This window comes from Amycolatopsis sp. NPDC004747 (assembly GCF_053601335.1).
Genome location: NZ_JBSGBQ010000003.1, coordinates 170,689 through 191,220 on the forward strand (window position 1 = coordinate 170,689; position 20,532 = coordinate 191,220).

Annotated in this window: 18 protein-coding genes; 17 read left to right on the top strand and 1 reads right to left on the bottom strand. The window is 69.5% G+C overall.

What is annotated here, in order from left to right; translation table 11 throughout:
• Positions 1-44: 44 nt before the first annotated feature.
• Positions 45-668, top strand: coding sequence for a hypothetical protein (locus tag ACWEGE_RS05720; RefSeq protein ID WP_449659258.1), 624 nt, complete (start codon positions 45-47; stop codon positions 666-668).
• A gap of 70 nt (positions 669-738) precedes the next feature.
• Here ACWEGE_RS05720 and ACWEGE_RS05725 read toward each other — a convergent pair whose 3' ends face one another.
• Complete coding sequence (locus ACWEGE_RS05725) at positions 739-1,224, bottom strand: MarR family winged helix-turn-helix transcriptional regulator (RefSeq protein ID WP_449659259.1); 486 nt, start codon at positions 1,222-1,224, stop codon at positions 739-741.
• A 125-nt stretch (positions 1,225-1,349) separates the two neighbouring features.
• On the opposite strand from ACWEGE_RS05725, the gene ACWEGE_RS05730 reads away from it, so the two are divergent.
• From ACWEGE_RS05730 to ACWEGE_RS05805, 16 genes are all read left to right on the top strand, one after another.
• Positions 1,350-4,112 carry a helix-turn-helix transcriptional regulator gene (locus ACWEGE_RS05730; protein ID WP_449659260.1) on the top strand — a complete coding sequence of 921 codons (2,763 nt, stop codon included), beginning with the start codon at positions 1,350-1,352 and terminating at the stop codon, positions 4,110-4,112.
• A 40-nt stretch (positions 4,113-4,152) separates the two neighbouring features.
• Positions 4,153-4,608 (top strand): SRPBCC family protein, encoded by a 456-nt coding sequence (locus ACWEGE_RS05735; RefSeq protein ID WP_449659261.1) that lies wholly within the window; start codon positions 4,153-4,155, stop codon positions 4,606-4,608.
• A 128-nt stretch (positions 4,609-4,736) separates the two neighbouring features.
• On the top strand, positions 4,737-5,150 hold the full coding sequence (locus tag ACWEGE_RS05740) for an alpha/beta fold hydrolase (RefSeq protein WP_449659262.1): 414 nt from the start codon (positions 4,737-4,739) through the stop codon (positions 5,148-5,150).
• Positions 5,151-5,170: 20 nt separating this feature from the next.
• Entirely contained in the window at positions 5,171-5,395 is a 225-nt protein-coding gene (locus tag ACWEGE_RS05745) for an alpha/beta fold hydrolase (RefSeq protein ID WP_449659263.1), read from the top strand.
• 132 nt (positions 5,396-5,527) lie between these two features.
• Positions 5,528-6,235 (top strand): alpha/beta fold hydrolase, encoded by a 708-nt coding sequence (locus tag ACWEGE_RS05750; RefSeq protein ID WP_449659264.1) that lies wholly within the window; start codon positions 5,528-5,530, stop codon positions 6,233-6,235.
• Positions 6,236-6,424: 189 nt separating this feature from the next.
• A complete protein-coding gene (locus ACWEGE_RS05755) occupies positions 6,425-7,315 on the top strand; it encodes an SLAC1 family transporter (RefSeq protein WP_449659265.1) in 891 nt (296 codons plus the stop codon).
• A gap of 174 nt (positions 7,316-7,489) precedes the next feature.
• The gene (locus tag ACWEGE_RS05760; RefSeq protein ID WP_449659266.1) at positions 7,490-9,265 is read left to right on the top strand and encodes a ricin-type beta-trefoil lectin domain protein; all 1,776 of its coding nucleotides are present in this window, start codon (positions 7,490-7,492) and stop codon (positions 9,263-9,265) included.
• A complete protein-coding gene (locus tag ACWEGE_RS05765; RefSeq protein WP_449659267.1) occupies positions 9,262-10,659 on the top strand; it encodes an SMP-30/gluconolactonase/LRE family protein in 1,398 nt (465 codons plus the stop codon). The genes ACWEGE_RS05760 and ACWEGE_RS05765 overlap by 4 nt, the downstream gene beginning before the upstream one ends.
• A 543-nt stretch (positions 10,660-11,202) precedes the next feature.
• Positions 11,203-13,122, top strand: coding sequence for a hypothetical protein (locus ACWEGE_RS05770; RefSeq protein WP_449659268.1), 1,920 nt, complete (start codon positions 11,203-11,205; stop codon positions 13,120-13,122).
• Positions 13,123-13,134: 12 nt separating this feature from the next.
• Positions 13,135-14,142 carry a right-handed parallel beta-helix repeat-containing protein gene (locus ACWEGE_RS05775; RefSeq protein WP_449659269.1) on the top strand — a complete coding sequence of 336 codons (1,008 nt, stop codon included), beginning with the start codon at positions 13,135-13,137 and terminating at the stop codon, positions 14,140-14,142.
• Positions 14,143-14,296: 154 nt separating this feature from the next.
• The gene (locus tag ACWEGE_RS05780; RefSeq protein ID WP_449659270.1) at positions 14,297-15,274 is read left to right on the top strand and encodes an NADPH:quinone reductase; all 978 of its coding nucleotides are present in this window, start codon (positions 14,297-14,299) and stop codon (positions 15,272-15,274) included.
• A gap of 155 nt (positions 15,275-15,429) precedes the next feature.
• The gene (locus ACWEGE_RS05785; protein WP_449659271.1) at positions 15,430-15,936 is read left to right on the top strand and encodes a hypothetical protein; all 507 of its coding nucleotides are present in this window, start codon (positions 15,430-15,432) and stop codon (positions 15,934-15,936) included.
• 244 nt (positions 15,937-16,180) lie between these two features.
• Complete coding sequence (locus ACWEGE_RS05790) at positions 16,181-16,501, top strand: hypothetical protein (protein ID WP_449659272.1); 321 nt, start codon at positions 16,181-16,183, stop codon at positions 16,499-16,501.
• A 333-nt stretch (positions 16,502-16,834) separates the two neighbouring features.
• Positions 16,835-17,878 (top strand): hypothetical protein, encoded by a 1,044-nt coding sequence (locus ACWEGE_RS05795; protein ID WP_449659273.1) that lies wholly within the window; start codon positions 16,835-16,837, stop codon positions 17,876-17,878.
• Positions 17,875-18,354 (top strand): hypothetical protein, encoded by a 480-nt coding sequence (locus tag ACWEGE_RS05800; RefSeq protein WP_449659274.1) that lies wholly within the window; start codon positions 17,875-17,877, stop codon positions 18,352-18,354. The genes ACWEGE_RS05795 and ACWEGE_RS05800 overlap by 4 nt, the downstream gene beginning before the upstream one ends.
• A 597-nt stretch (positions 18,355-18,951) precedes the next feature.
• The gene (locus tag ACWEGE_RS05805; protein ID WP_449659275.1) at positions 18,952-20,085 is read left to right on the top strand and encodes a hypothetical protein; all 1,134 of its coding nucleotides are present in this window, start codon (positions 18,952-18,954) and stop codon (positions 20,083-20,085) included.
• Positions 20,086-20,532: the final 447 nt, after the last annotated feature.

A 20,532-nucleotide genomic window follows, 5' to 3' on the forward strand; every position in this document is an offset into this window, starting at 1 on the left:
ATCTTGACTATCATGAAGCTGGCCTACTACGGGACGGAGACGACATGACCGAGGTACTCGACCACCAAGCAGTCTTCGAGCAGGCGTGGAGCACACCCGAGAACACTGCCGTGGATCTACCCCCGGTACGGGTGAACGACGTGCTTCGCGACCGCTACGACGTTCGGCCACCGTTCGCCTACACCGGCGCTCAGCTGTGGGACATGGAGGTGCGCAAGGCGGCCGCCCCGGACGTCTACATCCCTACGGTCGTCAAACCCGGCAGCGCCGAGAAGTTCCCGAGCGTGCACCACGGGCAGCTCGAAGACTTCACCCGGGTGTCCGAGCAGCGGCTGTGGGCCGACCCGGAGCACTACACGACGGTCATCGAACACGTCCGGCTGGACCACGAGAACCGGCGGGCGTTCTTCATCGGCGCCGACCGCTTCGAGGCACCCGACGGCCGGATCTTCACCGCCGGCTCGGGGCAGCCGATCTTCCACGTCGAACACTCCGTCGCCGGCCCCGAAGACGATCCGCTCAACCTCTGGCGCATCGTCAACCTGACCGACAGGCCCGACGCCGCGTTGGCGGCGGCCTTCGACGACCTGGCGAACGACCCGTACCTCCGGGTGTTCATCGAGGTTCACCTGCGCAAGGACCTCGGCCGCGAACTGGTCCGCCGCTGAGCCGACCGGCGTTGCCGGTTGGACCAGAGTCATGATAGTCATGCACTTGGACAAACGGGAGGAACCTGGCTCAGGCTGATCCGTCGTCCTCGCCGAGGGTGCGGAGGTGAGCGCGTTGATGGTCGGTGATGTCGGTGAGCATGGCCTTGAACTGCCGGTAGTTCTCCCGGCCGAGGCGGCGCGCGTGCCGTCGCTGGATGTCGGCCATGATCTCGTCCGCGGCCCGCATCCGGACCAGACCTCGTTCGGTCGGGTAGATCAGCTTCGCGCGGCGATCGCTGGGATCCGGTCGCCGCTCGACGTACCCGAGGGCCTCCAGCTCGTCGACCAGCGTCCCGATGATCTGCTTGTACTGGCCGGACAGCCGCGACAGGTCGGTCGCCCGCGTCCCTTCCTCGTCGAGGTACGCCAGCACCGCGCCGTGCCGGTGCTTCGTGTCGCCGAAGCCCAGCGTGGCCAGCCTGGTGAACAACTCGCGCTGGACCGCGAAGAGGAGCCGTCCGGACAGGACGCCCAGGTCGGGGTCGGTCGCGTTCCGGTCCGCGCGCGTCGCCATCCGCCGCACTCCCCTCTCCGCCGCCGATGCTGTCGCCGACACCTTAGCCACCGGCTCCGATTGCGGCTCGGCACGTCACGAACGGGTCCCTTGCCCGGACCGCCGTACTTCTGGAGGATCGACCGGTGGAGCTGATCGGCCGAGAGCAGGACATCACTTCCTTGCGGGATTTCTTCGACGGCGCGGGCGTCCGCGGCGGGGCCGTGCTGGTGGTCGGCGACGCCGGTGTCGGCAAGACAGCGGTGCTCGACGAATTCGCCGACGGCGAGGCCGGGCGCGGCGTTCGCGTCCTGCGGGCCGCGGGCGTGCAGTTCGAAGCCGACGTCAACTACTCCACGCTGAACCAGCTGATGTTCCCGCTCGGCGACGAGATGACGGCCCTCGACCCGGGGCAGCGGACGGCCCTGCGGTGCGCCCTCGGCTTCGAGATCGGCCAGGTCCCCGACCGGCTCGTCGTTTCTAACGCCGCTCTGCTGTGCCTGCGCGCCGCCGCGGCCGAAAACCCCATCCTGCTCGTCGTCGACGACCTCCACTGGGTGGATCGGGCCAGTGCGGAGGTGCTCGGCTTCGTGGCCCGCCGCCTGGTCGGCAGCCCCATCGTGTTCCTGGCCGCCTGCCGGTCCGCGGAGCGCGGGTTCTTCCGCAACAGCGGGCTGACCGAAGTCGTCTTGCCGCCACTGCCGACCGCCGCGGCCCGGACCCTGGTCGACCGCCGGTTTCCCGACCTGGCGCCCGCGGTGCGGCAACGGCTGCTCGCCGAAGCGGCCGGCAATCCGCTGGCCCTGCTGGAACTGCCGTCCGCCTTGGACGGTGACCAGCGCACCGACTTCACCGCGCTGCCCGCGGTCCTGCCACTGTCCGAGCGGCTCCAGGCGATGTTCACCTCCCGGGTGCGCGACCTGCCGCCGCGGTGTCGGCTGATGCTGCTGCTCGGCGCGCTCGGCGGCACCACCGACCCGGCGCGCCTGCGCACGGCGGGCGGCAGCGCCTGCGATCTCGACGATCTCGCCCCGGCGGCGGAGAGCCGGCTGGTGCACGTGAGCGCGGGACGGCTGAGCTTCCGCCACCCGCTGATCGGCGCGGCCGTCGTCGAGGCGGCGTCGGAACGGGACCGGCGCTGGGCGCACGGCGCGCTGGCCGCGGTCGTCGACGCCCCGGAGCGGCGGGTCCGGCACCTCGCCGAGTCGGCGGTCGGTCCGGACGAGGAGATCGCCGGTCAGCTCGAAGCCACCGCGCAGGACATCCTCCGGCAAGGGGACGCCCTCGGTGCCGTCACCGCGCTGACCCGCGCGGCCGAGCTCAGCCCCGCGGCCGCCGACCGGAGCCGCCGACTGGCCGAAGCCGCGTACATCGGCGCGGAAGCCGGCGGTGAGATGGCCACCGCGAGCAGGCTGCTGGGCGACGCGCGGCGCACCGGATCCCTCGAGACCCACTCGCTGCACGCCGCCGCGGCCGCTGCGCACCTGCTGATCAACTCCGAGAGCGACGTGACCACGGCACACCGGCTGCTGGCCGGGGCGATCGAGGCCGGCGAACACGGCTTCGACGCGAACGACCCCGTCCTGGCCGAAGCCATGCACAGCCTGATGCTGATCAGCTGGTGGGTGGGCACCGAGGAAGCCGGACGGGCGTACCGGGCCCTGGTCGACCGGCTGAAACCGGCGCCGACCCCGGTGACCCGGGTGAACGCGGTCGTCTTCACCGACCCCGCGCGCGCCTCCGCCGAGGACATCGCCACCCTCGACAGCCTGATCGACTCCGTGGGCACCGACCCCGAGCCGACTCAGCTCGTCCGAATTGGCACCGCCGCGCTCTTCGCCGACCGGCTGCACCGCCTGCGTGCGCAGGAACGCCGGCTGGCCGAGACCCGGCGGCAGGGCAAGGGCTCGGCCCGGCGGCACCTCGGCGCGCTGATCCACCTGGCGCTCGACGCCTTCCACGGTGGCCGCTGGACCGAGGCCGGCGAGTGGGCCGACGAGGGACTCGTCGTCTGCGCCGAACACGGGTTCCGGTTCTTCCGCTGGTACTTCGACTGGGTGCACGCGCTCGTCGCGGCCGCGCGAGGCCGTGTCGAGGCCGCCCGGCAGCTGACCGACGACACGATCCGCTGGGCCGGCGCCCACCAAGCCGCCGGCGTCACCTACTTCGCCCTGCAGGCCCGCACCCTCGCCGACATCGCCGCCGGTGACTACGAGTCCGCCTACCACCACGCGACCCGGCTCAGCCCGGCCGGACAGCTCGCGCCGTACCGGCCCACCGCCCTGTGGGCCGGCTTCGACCTCGTCGAAGCCGCCTTGCACACGGGACGCCGCGCCGAGGCCGCCACGCACGCCGCCACCCTCCGCGACGCTCACCTGGACACGGTGTCGCCACGGCTGGGCCTGCTGAGCGCCGCGGCGAACGCGCTGGCGGCCGAGGACGACGGCGCCCGCGACTGGTTCGAAACGGCCTTGTCGCTCCCGAACCCGGACCAGTGGCCGTTCGACGTGGCCCGGGTGCGCCTCGCGTACGGCGTGCGGCTGCGCCGCCTGCGGGACACCGGCGCGGCGCGCGAACAGCTGACTCTTGCGCACGACGCGTTTTCGGCGCTCGGCGCGGTCCCGTGGCGCGATCGCGCCGCCAACGAGCTGCGCGCGACCGGACTGACCCGCCGGTCGGCGCCCGAAGGCCGGGCCGAGCTGACGCCACAGGAGCGCGAGATCGCCGAACTCGCCGGTGCCGGCCTGACCAACAAGCAGATCGGGCAGAAGCTGTTCATCTCCCACCGGACCGTCGGCGACCACCTGTACAAGATCTTCCCCAAGCTCGGCATCACCTCGCGCGCCGCGCTGCGGGACGCGCTGACCGCCTACCAGCAGGACGAGCAGGTGGACACGACAGTCATGTGACGGGTGCTGTCCCCGGCCGGGCGCGGTGACCCTGGACGGTATGAACCCAGACCCGTATCCCGGGATCCACTGGCCTCCTGGCTGGGGACCGGACCGCTGCGACAGCTTCGTCAACCATCGGCGCCGTACCTCCGCCTCCGTTGACACGGTCTTCGCGCGGCTGGCCGCCGTCGAAGAGTGGCCGAAGTGGCAGCGCGCGGTGGACCGCACCGAGGTCGCCGGAGACCTGGCCGTCGGCAGCCGGTTCGTGGTCGTGTCCCCGCCGCACACCTTCGACGGGATCGTCGGCGAATTCGTGCCGCCGACCCGGTTCGGCTGGGCCGCGGTCGGCGACCAGCTGAGCTTCTACCAGTCGTGGCTGCTGCTGGACGAGCCCGGCGGTGGCGCTCTGGTGATCTTCGAGGAGGCGTCTCGCGGCTTGGCGGCCCTGCTGCACGCCACCGGCCGAGCCGAGCTGACGCGCGGCTGGCTCGACACGCTGCCGCCCGAGCCGTGACGGGGTACCGGGTTCTCCGCACGCTGGTCCGGACACAGGCGGGTCACTCACCACGGTGAGCGACCCGCCTGTCCGCGTTCCGGCTCCCGTATCGTCCGGGTGCCGAACCGTTTCGGAGGTGTGGCCCCATGGCGGATGCGCCGATCGTCCTGCTGCGCGGCTTCTACCACGGCTCGTGGGCGTGGACGGACGTCGTCGCCGAGCTCGCCGCCCGCGGCCGCGCGGCGGTCGCGGTCGACATGGCCGCGCACGGGTTGCTGGCGAAGGCCTCGCTCGCGGCGAACCGCCGCCCGTTCGACCCGGCGGCCTACGCCACCGAGCCGTCGCCGGTCGCCGGCATCGGGCTCGACGCCGCCGCCGACCTGCTGCTCGCCCAGCTGTCGCGAGCAGGCCGGGGAAATCCGGTGTCGGTGGTGACCCACAGCATGGGCGGGGCGGTGCTGACGAGGGCCGCCGAGCGGGAACCGGGCCTCCTCGCCCACCTGAGGCCTTCTACGGCGACGTTGAACCCTCGACCGCCGCGGCCGCGAACGCACTGCTGAGTTGCGACGCGCCACTGGCGATGGTCACCGACAGCACGGAACTCACCGAGCACGGCTGGGGATCGCTGCCCCGCACCTACGTGGTGTGCACCGAGGACCGCACCATCCCGGCACCGCTGCAGCGGCTGTTCATCAGCCAGGCCGACGCGGCCTTCCCCGCGAACCCCACGACGGTCGTCGAGCTCACCGCGTCGCATTCGGCGTTCCTGTCCTTCCCGGGCCGCGTCGCCGAACTCTTCGCCTAGCTCCCCTGACGGCGACTGGTCACCCGGCGACCGTCACGGTCACGGTCATCTGACGGGCGCTGCCCAGCGGCTGCGCGGACAACCATGGTTTCCATCAGCACGAACGGAAACCCGATCCTCACGGAGGAAACCATGGCCACCACCAAGCCGACCATCGTCCTTTCGCACGGCGCGTTCGCCGAGTCCGGCGGCTGGGGCCCCGTCGTCGAGCGCCTGCAGGCCGCGGGGCACCGCGTCGTCGCGGCGGCCAACCCGCTGCGCTCGGTGGCCTACGACGCCGCCCAGCTGCGCGCCCTGGTCGACACCATCGACGGCCCGGTCGTCCTGGTCGGCCACTCCTACGGCGGGATGGTGATCAGCAAGGCCGCCGCGGGCGCCGACAACGTCACGGCCCTGGTCTACATCGCGGCCTTCGCCCCCGAAGCCGGAGAGAGCGCCGCGGACCTGTCCGGCCAGTTCCCCGGCAGCACCCTCGCCGAAACCCTCCGCCCGGTCCCGCTGCCCGACGGCAACCAGGACATGTACGTCGCCCAGGAGCTCTACCGGCAGCAGTTCGCCGCCGACGTGCCCGAGGAGACGACCCGGGTCATGGCGGCCACCCAGCGGCCGATCACCGCCGCGGCGCTGAACGAGGCCGCCGACGGCCCGCAGGCCTGGGCCGGGATCCCGAGCTACTTCCTGATCGCCGAAGCGGACAAGAACATCCCGGCCGCCGCGCACCACTTCATGGCCGAGCGGGCCAAGGGCGAGGTCGTCAGCATCGAGGGCGCGTCCCACGCCGTGTTCGCCTCGCACCCGGCCGAGGTCGCCGATCTCGTGCTGCGCGCGGCCGGCGCCTGAACCCGTCCTCGTTCCCTCAACCGCACCGCCACCCGCGGTGCCGGCCCGTCCGGGCCGCGGTGCCCGCGGTCCGGACGGGTGCCGTCGCGCCTGGAGAACATCATGACCAGCACACTCGTTTCCCCGCCCACGCCCGTCCACCACTCCGATACCGCCGGATCGCGCCCGGCCCGGCTCCCGCTCAACACCTTGGCGATCGGCTTCGGTCTCGCCGGTCTCGCCGAGGCGTGGACCGACGCAAGTGCGGCTCTCTCCTTGCCGCGGGTCATTCCCCAGGCATTCTGGGCCCTGGCGACGATCGCCTGGGTGTCGCTGCTCATCGCTCACCTCGTCCGCGGCGCGCGCAGCGGTGAACGACTGAGCTCACAGCTGCGGCACCCGGCGCAAGGTCCTATCGCCGCGTTGGCCCCGGTCACCGCGATGCTGCTCGCCGCGGATCTCTTCACGTGGTCACCCGGCGGCGGACGCACGTTGTTCCTGCTCGCCTTGGCCGCCGCCGCAATCCTCGCCGCATGGCTGTTCGCTTCGTGGCTCGAAGGGCGGCTCGAACTCGAGTCACTGCACCCGGGTTACCTGCTGCCGACGGTGGCGCCGGGGCTGGTCGGCGCCGATGTGGCGCACGCTGTGGGCTACCACGGTCTGGCGTGGGCACTGTTCGGCGTCGGCACGTTCTTCGCCGTCACCCTGACGGCGATGGTCCTCCTGCGCCTGACGTTCCGCTCCGCGTTGCCGGATGCCCTCGTCCCCACCACGGCGATTCTCCTGGCCCCACCGGCGGTCGCCGGAATCGCCTGGTTTTCGCTCAACGGGCACGTTGCAGACCCCGTCGCCCAGGCGATCGCCGGCCTCGGCGTCCTGCTGGTGCTGGTGCAGGCCGCGATGCTGCCACGCTATCGCAGGCTGCGCTTCACCGTCGGCTTCTGGTCCTTCACTTTTCCGCTGGCCGCCGCGGTGGCGCTGGCCGAAGAGTGGCTCGAAGTGGTCCGCCCGGCCGGGTGGGTACCGGTCACCGGTGCACTGCTGGCGTTCGTCACGATCTTCATCGGCGCCGTCGCCGCTCGCTCCCTGCGGAAAGCTTGACAGTTCAAATATTGCTTCCTTACGCTCACCGGAGCACTGCCTGACAGCCGCCACTGTGGCAGCGGACGAGCCGATCCCGTGCATCCGCGCGGCGATCGCTTCCAGCTTCCAAGGAGCGGTATGTCGACAACACAGTGGTGGAGGGTGGCCGCGGCAACGGCCGTCGTGAGCGCCATGACAGCGGGCTCACTGCTAGCCCTCCCGGCCGGCACCGCGCAAGCCGCCGCCAGCGCCAACGTCTGGCTCACCACCGCCGACCGCTCGAACTTGTTGCGGCAACAGGGAAGCGTCGCCTTCGGCAGCGGCGGCAGCGGACCGGTGATCACCGTCAACCCGAACACGACCTACCAGTCCATGGTCGGGTTCGGCGCGTCGTTCACCGACGCCGCCGCGTGGAACGTCTTCAATTCGCCGCGGCGCGACGAGATCATGAACGCCCTGTTCAACCCGGGCACCGGAGTCGGGCTCAGCTTCCTGCGCCAGCCGATCGGTGCGACGGACTTTTCCCGCAGTTTCTACACCTACGACGATGGAGCCGCCGACCCGAGCCTGTCGCGGTTCTCCGTCGCGCACGACAACGCCTACATCCTGCCGCTGGTGAAGCAGGCCAAGGCGTTGAACCCGAAACTGTCCATCATGGCCACGCCGTGGAGCGCGCCCGCCTGGATGAAGAACAACAACAACCTCATCGGCGGCAACCTCAACGACAGCCAGATCGGCACCTACGCCGACTACCTGGTCAAGTTCACCCAGGCCTACGGCGCTGCCGGAGCACCGATCGACTACCTGAGCGTGCAGAACGAACCCAAGTTCTCCCCACCCGGCTACCCCGGCATGCCGATGTCGGCGAGCCAGCAGGTCAACGTCATCAACACCCTCGCACCCAAGCTGCGGGCGGCCGGGCAGAACGCCAAGATCCTCGGCTACGACCACAACTGGGACGACGTCGACTACCCCCAGCAGGTCAACAACGGCGCCGGCAACAACGTCGCCGGCTCGGCCTGGCACTGCTACGGCGGTGACACCCCGAACTGGCAGTCGGTCGTGCACAACGCCCAGCCGAACAAGGACATCTTCTTCACCGAGTGCTCCGGCACCTCCTCCGGCGACGAGGCCAGCACGTTCCGGGACACGTTGCGCTGGCACGGGATCAACCTCGCCATCGGCTCGACCCGCAACTGGGCCAAGTCCGTGGCGCTCTGGAACCTGGCCCTGGACAACAACCACGGCCCGGTCATCGGCAGCTGCACCAACTGCACCGGCGTCGTGACGACCAGCGGATCGAACGTGACCTACAACGCCGAGTACTACGTCCTCGGCCACCTGAGCAAGTTCGTCCAGCCCGGCGCCGTGCGGATCGACTCCACCGGCTACGGCGACGGCGGCATACAGAACGTCGCCTTCCGCAACCCCGACGGCACCATCGCGCTCGTCGCCTTCAACAGCGGTGGCACGCAGAACTTCCAGGTCTCCTACGGCGGCCAGTCGTTCGGCTACTCCCTGCCCGGCGGCTCGATGGCGACGTTCACCTGGCCGGGCACCGGCGGCACCACTCCCCCGCCTGCCGGTCGCACCGGCGCGGTGTCGGCGCTGGGCAAGTGCCTCGACGTCACCGACGGCTCCACCGCCAACGGCAACCGGCCGCAACTGTGGGACTGCACGTCCGGCCCGAACCAGCAGTGGACCCTGGGCACCGACGGAACGGTCCGCGGCCTCGGCAAGTGCCTCGACGTCACCGGCAGCGGCACCGCCGACGGCACGGCGGTCCAGCTGTGGGACTGCTTCGGCGGCCCGAACCAGAAATGGTCGACCGGCGCGAACGGCTCCCTGGTCAACGCCGGCAGCGGCAAGTGCCTCGACGTGACCGGCGGCGGCACCGCCAACGGCACCAAGGTCCAGCTCTGGACCTGCACGGGCGGCCCCAACCAGCGGTGGACGGTCCCGGCGTGACCATCCACACCGGACGCGCGTTGACCGTTGCCGCCCTCTTCGCGGCCGGGGTGGCGTTCGCCGCCCCGGCCGCGCAGGCGGCCACCGGTGCCGTCACCGGCATCGGCGGCAAATGCCTCGACGCCCCGGGCGACGCCAACGGCACGCCGGTACAGCTGTGGTCGTGCACCGGCGGCACGGCACAGCAGTGGACCGTCCACTCCGACGGCACGATCACCGCGGCGTCCGGCAAGTGCCTCGACGTGGCCGGCGGTTCCCGCGCCGACGGCGCGGCGGTCCAGGTCTACGACTGCAACGGCACCGGCGCCCAGCAATGGCGACCCCAGAACGGCACCCTCGTCAACACCGCATCCGGGAAGTGCCTGGACGCCACCGGCGTGTCCTCGGCAGACGGCACGCTGCTGCAGCTGTGGACCTGCACCGCCGGGACGAACCAGCGGTGGACGCTGCCGGGCGGCACGACCGTCCCCGCGACCGGTTTCTGCCCGGAGGGACCGTTCGGGCCGCCGCTGCCATCAGGACACCTCACCGCGGTCAAGATCCGGGACGGCTACAACTTCCTCGAGGGACCGACCTGGGACAAGGCAACCCAGAGCCTGCTGCTGACGAACATGCACGACGGGACAGGCGAGGACAACGTCCAGCCATCGGACATCCTGCGCTACACCCCCGCGACGGGAACGTTCACCACGGTGATCCCGGACGCGGGCAGCAACGGGCTCGCGCTCAGCCGCGACGGCAAGTCCGTCCTCGCGGCCACCCACGACCAGCGCACCGTCTCCGCGTACGACGTGGCAACCGGACAGCGGACCACGGTCGCGGCCGGCTACCAAGGCCGGCGGTTCAACTCGCCGAACGATCTCACCCAGGGCCCCGACGGCACCGTCTACTTCACCGACCCTGACTTCCAGCGCGCCGACCGGCCCGACGAAATGGGCGGCAAGACCAGCGTCTTTCGGGTGCGCGACGGCGTCGTCTCGTTGATCGACGACACGATCCGCGAGCCGAACGGGATCGAGCTGTCTCCGGACGGGAAGACGCTGTACGTGGGCGGGAACGCCACCGGCAGGATCTACCGGTACCCGGTGAACGCCGACGGCAGCACCGGGCCTCGCGCCGACTTCGCGTCGTTGGCCGGCACCGACGGCGGCACGGTCGACTGCGCGGGCAACGTCTACCAGGTGACCTACGGCGACGGGCTCGTCCACGTCCACTCCCCGTCCGGGCAGTCCCTCGGGACGATCTCCGCCGGGCCGAACGCGACCAACGCCGCCTTCGGTGGTCCGGAGGGGAAGACGCTCTACATCACCTCCGGTACGCCGTCCGGCGGTGGCGACAGCGGAAACTTCGCGCTCTACAGCGTCCAGCTGAACGTGCCGGGCTGGCCTTATTGAACCCGTTCGGGGTCAGGCCGAGGGCAGACGCAGCGTCCGGTTCGGACAGTTCGGCCGGGCGCCGGCCGTACTGCGGGCCGAGGACGTCGTCGCGCCGAGACAACGCGAACGCGATGACCGTCGCGGCTTCGTGGACCGTTCCCCAGGGCGTGGTGTGGTGTGGTGCTCGGGCTCAAGGCCGACGTCGGCTCGTGCCCTGTTTCCGGTCTGGATGAAGTCGACGAGGTCGCGGCGGGCATGCCCGGACCTTCACCCGAGGCTTCGGCGCCCAGCGCCCGCCAAATGCCGGCTGTGCGACGGTCACCGCCTTAGTTTGGAAGGTAACTTTACTAACGCGGAGACACGCTGTAGCGTTTCACTCACGCCGCCTTCACGCAGTCCTGGTGCAAACCAGCCAGCCATGGAGGAGCTTTGAGCAGACCGGCCTTCGCCCCCGCACTCGTCGCGGGCAGGAAATCCAGCAGCCGCTGACGTCTCAGCCCGCTTGTCACCCACCTTCCCGGGCCGCACTGACCACCCGGGCTCCCTCTTCCGGAGGTCTCTTTGTCACGCCACAAAACAGCCGCGACCCTCGCGGTGTTCGTCTGCGCCACCATCGGCGTCACCGGGCCGTCGTGGTCCGCCGCCGCCGCGCCCGGTCCGGGCGCGCTGACCACCCTCGACACCTCGGCGAGCAACCGCGCGGCACCGGTGCCGGGGCTTTACGACTGGAGCAAGGCCGGTTTCCGCGGCGGGCAGGACCTGCCGGGCGCCAACGCGGTGAACCCCAGCGCGAGCTGCCGGATCACCGCCGCCCAGCTCGCGTCGGCCTATCAGGTGAAGCCGGACGACGGGGTCGACGACACCGCCGGCATCCAGGCGGCCATCGACAAGATCCACACTTCGTGCTCACCCTCGGCGAGCTACGGCAAGCTGAGCCTGATCACGCTGCCGGCCGGCACACTGAACGTCAGCCGCGAAATCCACGTCGACGCGAACTACCTGATCCTGCGCGGCGCGGGCATGGACCGGACGAAGTTCGTCTACCAGCCGGACAAGAACACCGAGTACGACGTCGTGACACCCGACGGCGACCAGTGGGACCAGCACGAGATGACCTACGAGGACGGCACCGGCGGCTGGCTGTGGCCGGGCCGCGGCCTCTTCCGCGTCCAGTCCCGCGGAGTGGATCCCGGCTACGCCGGCGAGTACGCGTCCGCTCCCGCCAACCGCAAGGACATCTTCGAAGGCACGATCAACGCGCACTGGAAAGCGGGTGCGAAGCTGCGCGAGAAGCCGGGTGACAAGGGCTTCGCCGCCCGCACCGGCGACAAGACCGTCTACCTGGCCACCAGCGCCAAGACCACGAACCTGAAGGTCGGCGGCTTCATCAACATCCGCGCGGCCAACTCGATCGGCTTCTACAAGTCGATGAACGCCTACCCGACCACCTGGCCGCTGCAGAACCTGCACATGCGCCAGCAGTGGTTCACCATCACCGCGGTCGACACCAAGAACCACACGGTGTCCATCGACAAGCCGCTCGAGTACGACGTCCCGGTCGGCTCCACTTCGGACGGATCGGCACCGATCGACGGCACGACGTACGCGTCGAAGGCCGCGCCGATCGTGGACCCGATCGTCGGCGTCGGCTTCGAGGACTTCTCCTTCACCCAGGCGCCACCGCCCGGCGTGACGCCGGAACAGGCCAAGGACAACTACGGCAACCTCGCGCCGAGCCTGGCCATGCACGGCATCGTCTTCAAGTGGGCAGCCAACTCCTGGGTCCGCGGTATCCACGCGAGCATGACCGGCTCGCACCCGATCGTCACCGAGGAAGCCAAGAACCTCCAGATCGTCAACAACGAGCTGGACGGCTCGTGGAACAAGGGCAAGGGCGGCAACGGCTACTTCCGCGGCTCCCGCGTGTGGGACTCGCTCTACGCCGGCAACACCACCCGCGACCTGCGCCACTTCACCTTCCAGTGGTCGGCGTCGGGCAACGTCGTGATCGGCAACGACATCGACTCCGACTTCAACATCCACGGCGGCTACGAGCGCAACAACCTGTTCGAGAACAACACGAACAAGGTCTCCTACGCCCACCGCTCCGGCAACTGCACCGCGCACTGCGGCGACGAAGGCGGTGATGCCCCGGACGACTCGAGCTGGTTCCCGATCTACTGGTCGACCGGGCAGAAGGCGGTCAAGTGGTCCGGCTCGTCCGGTCCCCGCAACGTCTTCTTCAACAACACGATGACCAAGCAGATCACCGCGAACGCGGCCTACACGCCGTACTACGCCGACCACACGAAGATCTACCAGTTCGGCTGGGACGGCACGGCGTTCCACCACCTCGACGCCGGCGGCAAGCCGATCACGGACTGGGCCCACAACGAACAACGCGACTACACCCACGGCCACGGCGTCGACGACACGAAGACCAGCACCGCCAGGTCCCTGTTCCTGAAGAACATCGGCTGAAAGGACACCCCGATGATCAAGCTCCTCGCAGCGTTGGCCCTGGCGGGGCAGGTCGTGCACCCCGCGGCCACCACGATCACCGTCTCGACGGCGGCGCAGCTCACCTCGGCGCTGTCCGCGGCGCAGGCGGGTGACACGATCGTGCTGGCCGACGGCGACTACAGCGGCGCGTTCGTGGCGACCAAGCCCGGCACGGCGTCGGCGCCGATCACCCTCACCGGCAGCGCGAAGGCGGTGCTGCACGACCCGCTGTTCAACCCCGGCGACACCGACTGCCCCTCCGGCCAAACCGGCTACGGCCTGTGGCTGCAGGGCGCGAGCTACTGGAACCTCAAGGGCTTCACCGTCAAGGACTCGAAGAAGGGCATCGTCCTCGACGGCGCCTCCCACGTCACCATCGACGGCGTCACCGTCCACGACATCGGCTACGAAGGTGTGCATTTCCGCAAAAGCAGCGCCTACAGCGTCATCAAGAACTCGACGGTCTACAACACCGGCAAAGAGCAGCCCGGCTACGGCGAAGGCATCTACCTCGGCTCGGCCAACAGCAACTGGGAATGCTACGGAACCGGCGGCGGCACCGCGCCCGACGCGAGCAACTACGTCCAGGTCCTGGACAACAAGATCGGCCCCGGCGTCGCGGCCGAAGGCATCGACATCAAGGAAGGCACCCACGACGGCGTCATCTCGGGCAACACCCTCGACGGAACGGGCGAGAAGAACCAGAACTCCGGCGACTCCACCATCGACGTCAAGGGTGACGGCTACCGGATCACCGGCAACAAGGTGACCAACCCGTACCTCGACGGCTTCCAGACGCACAACGTCTGGGGCAAGACCGGCTGCGGCAACACGTTCAGCGGCAACACGTTCACCCTGACCAATTCGCAGGGCTACGGAATCAACTCGACCAACCAGAGCAGCTGCACGTCCCAGAAGTCCCCGAACGTGATCGGCGCGTCCAACACCGCCACCGGCGGCAAGGGGGTGTCGAAAACGCCCGTGACCCCGGGCAGCTGACCGACGCCACGACGGGTGGTTAAGCAGCCTGCCGTCCGCCGGGCACGAACGCCATATCCGGCGTCCGTGCCCGGCGACCGTCACTGGTCCGGTCGTTTGACGGGCACTGTGCCGGACGGATTCCGGCACTCTGATCACCATGGCGAAAACCCCGATGCGTGCCGCTGTGTACACCCGGACCGGTGAGGCCGGCGAAGTGCTCCGGATACGCGATCTCGAGGTACCCGAGCCCGGACAGGGCGAAGTGCGCGTCCGGATCGCCCTCTCCGGCATCAACCCCAGCGACGTCAAACGCCGTGACGGGCAGACGCCGAGCCGGATCGCCGGGTTCCAGGTGCCCCACATGGACGGCGTGGGCCGGATCGACGCCGCGGGTCCCGGCGTGTCACCCGGCCGGATCGGGCAGCGGGTATGGCTGTGGATGGCAGCCCTGTCGTCCCCGTGGGGAACTGCCGCCGAATACTGCGTCGTCCCGCAGGAACAGGCGGTCCCGCTCCCGGACCAGGTGCCCGACGAGCTCGGCGCGTGCCTTGGCGTTCCCGCGCTGACCGCGCACCAGTGCCTGTTCCCGGACGGGCCGCTCCAGGGCGCCGACGTCCTCGTGGCCGGCGGCGCGGGAGCGGTGGGCCATTTCGCGGTCGAACTCGCCAAGTGGGCCGGGGCCCGCGTGGTGACCACGGTGAGCAGCCCCGCGAAAGCCGAACTCGCTTCGCAAGCCGGCGCCGACCTCGTCGTCGACTACCGCAGCCAGGACGCGGCCACCGAAATCCGCACCTTCAGCGGCGGTATCGATCGAGTCGTGGAGGTGGCACCCGCCGCGAACTGGCAGCTCAACACGGCCGTGTGCGCGACCGGCGCGCGCATCGTCGCGTACTCGGTGGACAGCCCGACCCTCGAACTACCGCTGCTGCCGAGCCTGACGTCGCTCGTCACTCTCCGCTTCCTGCTGATCTACCGCGCCCCCCGCAACGCGGTCGTTCAAGCCGCGCAGGAGGTCACGGCCGCGGCAGCGCGCGGCGCCCTGACCTCACTGCCGATCCACTCCTACAGTCTCTCGCGAGTCGCCGAGGCCCACCGGGCCGTCGAGGCCGGGGTAACCGGGAAAGTCGTCATCGACCTCCGGGACGGGTGACCGGCTCCCCCTCGGGCCGACCACCCCGCCGACGGCGTCCGGAACTCCCATCCAATGAGTTAATCGCCGACCACGGCCAGGTGGTCGCCACCTATTTCGACGTCGGCACCTCACGCCGCGTCCCATGGCGCCAGCGACCGCAGCCTGCGCGGCTCATGACCGAGACCTCCAGCCCGGAGTCCGCCATCGTGGTCGGTGCATACGCACGCGCCTTCACCGGCACCGTATTCAGCTATGGCTCCCCCGAGACAGCCGGGCCGATCGATTTGAGCAACCACGATCACCGGGCACTGGTGTTGCTGCTGGCCACCCAGTCACAGCGCGAGGTCCTCCGCGCCCGGCACCGCGTCCTGGCAGCGATGCACAACGACTACTCGCTGGCGAGCCCGTCCAAACGTCCGGAGCGGACGCACCTCTTCAGACTCGCCCACGACGAGCATACCCCGTTGGTCACGTTCCCGGAGGAGCCATGGCCCAACGACTACAGCGTTGTCCGAGGCCACGAGACCCTCGTCAACCTCCGGAAGATCGGTGACCTCGTCGAAGGCGTCGTCGATCGCCTGCGTCGCGAGCACGCCGACGATCGGCTGCGCCTGCACCCCAAGCTGAGCCTCGTCGAGTTCGAGACCCGCTACGGTCTCTACTTCCAGGTCGACATCTGATCGTCGCCCGTCGACCAGGCGACGGCCGCACCCTGCTGGGCCGGAGCGCGGTCCCAGCAAAAATGACTCGTCACGCCGGACGCAAGAGCGGCGACCAGGACAGGCAAGTCGCCCCCGCCAAAACCGAGACCAGCGGGCCTGCTATACCTACCTGCACTCCACCGTCGACGGCTACTCACGCCTGGCCTACACCGAGCGTGCCGAGCGCCGGATCAAGGGCTTCGAGACGGCGTGGGAGCGGGTGATGCGACTGGTCCTGCTGGTGCGCGACGGCTCGGTGCCCGAGCCCGCGCGGTGGATGGAAACCGTGTGGGCGGACGCGGCCACGCCGACGTTCGCGCAGAAGTCCGACGCCGTGGTGAAGCTCTACCAGGCCGACAAGCTGGTGCCGCGCCGGATGGCCCGCCGGACGCTGAACTTCACCCAGGCCCAGATCCTCGACATGGAGCGCGAAGGCCGTGAGGACGTCACTCGGGCTGTGTACGACCCGGCCAGCGCGTACGGCGTAGAGCCGACGGCAGAGCCACAGGAAGTCACGCCGCGATCGGCAGCTGCTGGTGTTTAGTTCGAGCCATGCTCCGACGGCGTTCCCTTGGCATGTGTAGCGCGGTGTCGTCTCATGCCGATTCCGTTCGGGACGCCAGATACATTGCACCCGTCGATCCCGCACCGCTCCCTCACGCCGCGCTCGATCGCAGTTTCGTGCAGGTTGCGTAGCCCTGGTCCGAACCCGAAGTGCGCGAGGCGCTGCGCAACGCTTCCGTCGTGATGGAGGGCATCAAGATCAGCACTGGCCTTCTTGTCATGACCCGTGCGAAAGAAGGCCCCCGGCGGCGTCTCTCGCCCACATCCGCAGAAGCACTCACCGGTCGGCGTGAGGGGGGCGGCGGTCCCTGACATGGCTCTCTCCCGGCTCTCTTCAGATGGCGAACGTCTCAAGTATTTCTTGAAAATCAAGAGTGTCAAGACTCGTTCGGCGCCGGCTGAGGCCGCCGGCCACCTCCGCAGCACGCAGGTGATCGTCCGGCGGCAGGTCGAGCAGGTGCAATGCGCCCGGCCCGCCCTGAACCCGGGCGGCCTGCGGACGAGCTTCGCCACCGGGGTCGCCCCGGTGCTCGTCTCCGCGGTCAGCACCGGGCAGATCAACGCCGCAGCCTTGGCCACGCCGTATGTCTCCGACGTCCTGGCCGCCGAGCACGCCCCCGCGCAGCCGCCTGCCGTCGTCCCGTCCGCATTCGCCGGGGTGACGACGACCGGGCTGCCGCTGGCGTCACTGGCGGACCTGCTGTTGGTCCGCCTGCCCGCCGACATCGGCGCGGGCATGTCCACCACCGACGTCCTGCTGACCGGGCTGCGGCGGGCGCTGACCTACACCGCCACCGAGATCACCGACGCCGGCCGGACCGCGCCCCAGGTCCAGCTCATCGCCGACACACGGGTGGCCGGCTACGAACGCATCGTCAAGCTCCCAGCCTGCGACCGCTGCATCATCATCACCGGACGCCTCTACCGGTACTCCCAGGGCTTCCGACAAAACCCGCCGTGTGACTGCACGATGCTGCCGGTCACCCGCGAGCAGTGGCGCGACGCGAACCTCGACAATCATCCGCGCGCGCTGTTCGACGCGATGACCACAGCCGAGCAAACCTCGAGGTTCGGTGCTGGGAACGCCGCCGCGATTCGCGCCGGGGTCGACCTGTCCCAAGTGGTCAACGCCCGTCGGGGCGCGATGCCCGTCGCCGGACACTGGAGCACCACGCAGGGCACCAGCTCGCGCGGCCTCGCTGGAACTCGCATGGGCCAGCTGCGCGCGCAACCCGGCCGCCGCTACCGGATGTCCCAGCTCTCCCGGCCCACGGCCGGGCAGTTCATCACCGACATTTCCGGCGCGTCGCGCGCGGAGCTGATCGCAGCACTGCGCCGCTACGGCTACCTGCTGTGAACCTGCGCCGCCAGGCTCACACCACCTCGCTATCCGGGCAGCGCACGCCACCGCCCGGTGATCCCACACAGGAGGAACACCCATGTCCGACACCACCACCGACGCACCCACCGACGGGCGGGAACAGCGACACCACACAGCAGGACAGCACCGAGCAGCAGCAGGAGCGGGCCGACGGCCAGACCACGGACACTACATCCGGGCAGGAGGACAAGGACTACCGGAAGCTCTACGAGCAGGCGGTAGCCCAGTCCCGCAAGTGGGAGTCCCGTGCCAAGGAGAACAGCTCCAAGGCCAAGCAGTGGGACGCGGCCGAGGAAGCCAACCGCACCGAGACCGAGAAGAACGCGGCCCGCGCCGAGCAAGCCGAAGCCCGCGCCAAGACGGCGCTGACCGCCGCGGTCAACGCCGAGATCCGGGCCGCCCGCGCACGGCTGGGCCACGCCCGGCGACTCGCCCCGCTACCTCGACGATAAGGACCGCTACGTCGGCGAGGACGGCGAGATCGACGTCAAGGCCATCGCCGCCGACGTCGCGGCCGTGCTGAAGGAGTGCCCTCACCTAGCTGCGGCCACCGGTCGCCGCGAGCCCCAGTCCCGACGCGGGCCAGGGCGCGCGGGGCGGCGTCTCGGTCGCGGACCAGATCAGCGAGGCCGAGCGCAAGGGCGACACCCGCGAGGCTGAACACATCTGGGCCTGGTCCCGCTGGCGCCGCCGACGGCAACACCAAGCCCGCCTCAGCCACTACAAACGACGAGGCTACCCACTCACCTAACTGCCTTGCAGTACTAGAAGCTTCCGCCGCCGCGGAGAAGAGGGACGTTGCTGTTCGACTGAATCCGCAGCGCCCTGTTCGTATCGCGGCCGATCCGAACCTGCGGAGGCCGTCTCCGTGCTATGTTTGAGGCAGGCAGCCTGGACTGCCTTTCTCCGAGTCTGAGTGCCCACGCGACGAAGACGCCGAGGACAATCGCCAATGGCGGATTTCAGAGGAGCAGTACCTGTTGGTTTGAGCTCTCTCGTGTCACAGGGCTGGCAGGCGTGGGGCGTACAGCCCGGAACAAGAGATCGAGATGACTCCGAACAACAACACTCCGAGCCGCGCGCTACAGCAAGACGCGCGCGCTTGGTCAACCTTCACCGGCACGAAATACACCGCCGCGCTGCGGCAAGTGAGTTCCCCTCTTGCCCAAGGCCTCCTCGGTCCGCGGGTCAGCGCCCGACGCCTCATCGCCATCCTCAGCGATCACGAGGTGATCGGCGCACACGGCGGCGCCCCCCTCCTCGGCGAGGACGGGGTCCGTTCGGACTCGCCGTGGCACTTCAACGGCAAGAGCGACTACATCCAGCTCGCCCTCATCACGGACATGCTCCGGATGTTTACGCCCACCTCGGGCGCCAAGGCTGCAGAGGTCGGTAGCTACTCCTTGAAGCACAGCGCAGAGTGGTTCCTCAGCCCGCACTGCTCCTACGTGTCCAACGGCCGACTGATCTGGGCGGCAGCCGCGCTCGGACTTCCGATCGCAGGCCCGGACGGTGAGGGCCCGAACCTCCTGATCGGTGTGTCTGAGCGCGAGCACGATTACGTGCACCGGATGGTCGGCTCCGGGCAGACTCGACCGCAAGTCCACCACTACTGTCCTGCTGGATATGAGCATCTACGCACCGTGCTCACGCGGGCAGCAGCCGGCGAGTCCATCACCGACGCTTGGGTCCCGCCGGCGCCGGTCGACGAGCCTGCTCCGTTCCACGACTGGCTGATCCGGCAGGTCGGCCGCAACGACGTCGTGGGCGACCTCGCGGGCGACTACTCCGCTGGCGTCCGCGACAGTGACCACCGCATCGCGCGCACCGCCGGTGAGCTTCTAACGATCTTCCATGAGGTCTCGCACTCGCCCGAGGCTTACGACGCCGTGGTCACCGCGATCGCGGAGTGGATAAGGACGGAGCCCTCGTCGGCGTCCATTCGCACCGAGCAGATCGGCGGCGATTCGCACGACCACGGAGGATGGGGCGCCGGTTCTGGAACGACGGAGCGCTACGAGTACCTGTGCCCCTGCGGCGACGGGACGATCATCGAAGAGCACGACAACATTCCGGGCTTTCGCGAGCACGATGTGTGGATCGCTTGCGACAAGTGCCATGCGGAATGGCACTTCGTCGAGGGCAGGGGTGTGCGGGACTGGGCTCTGCAACCGCGTCCATGACCGCCGCCGTCTGACAGACGAGGCAGAACCGCACACCGCATCGAGCTGAAGCAACCCCGGCTCGATGCGGGGCTCGCAGGAAGACCGGGGTACGCCGACTCGCTGCAGGTCGGCGGCTAGTGGCGGAGCGGGTCCGTGTCGAGGTGGAGTTGCCCAGCGTCCCGGTCACGAGGGCCAAGGGTGGCGATCCCCGTGGTGATCGAAGTGACTGTCTCGATCGGCACAGCTATAGTCCCGCCCCATGGCGCCGACCCTGGACACGGCGATGAACAGGGCAGACGCAGCGCTGTACGCCACCAATGGTGGCGGTCGGAACCAGGTTAACGCCGCATCCGCAGAGGGTTCCTCCGCACACGCAGGCCGAGGAGCCGATCAACAATCTTTCTACAAGCTATGCACGTCCGTCTGTCAGACTCGCCCGGTCGCCCGGGCGAGCTGATGATCGCG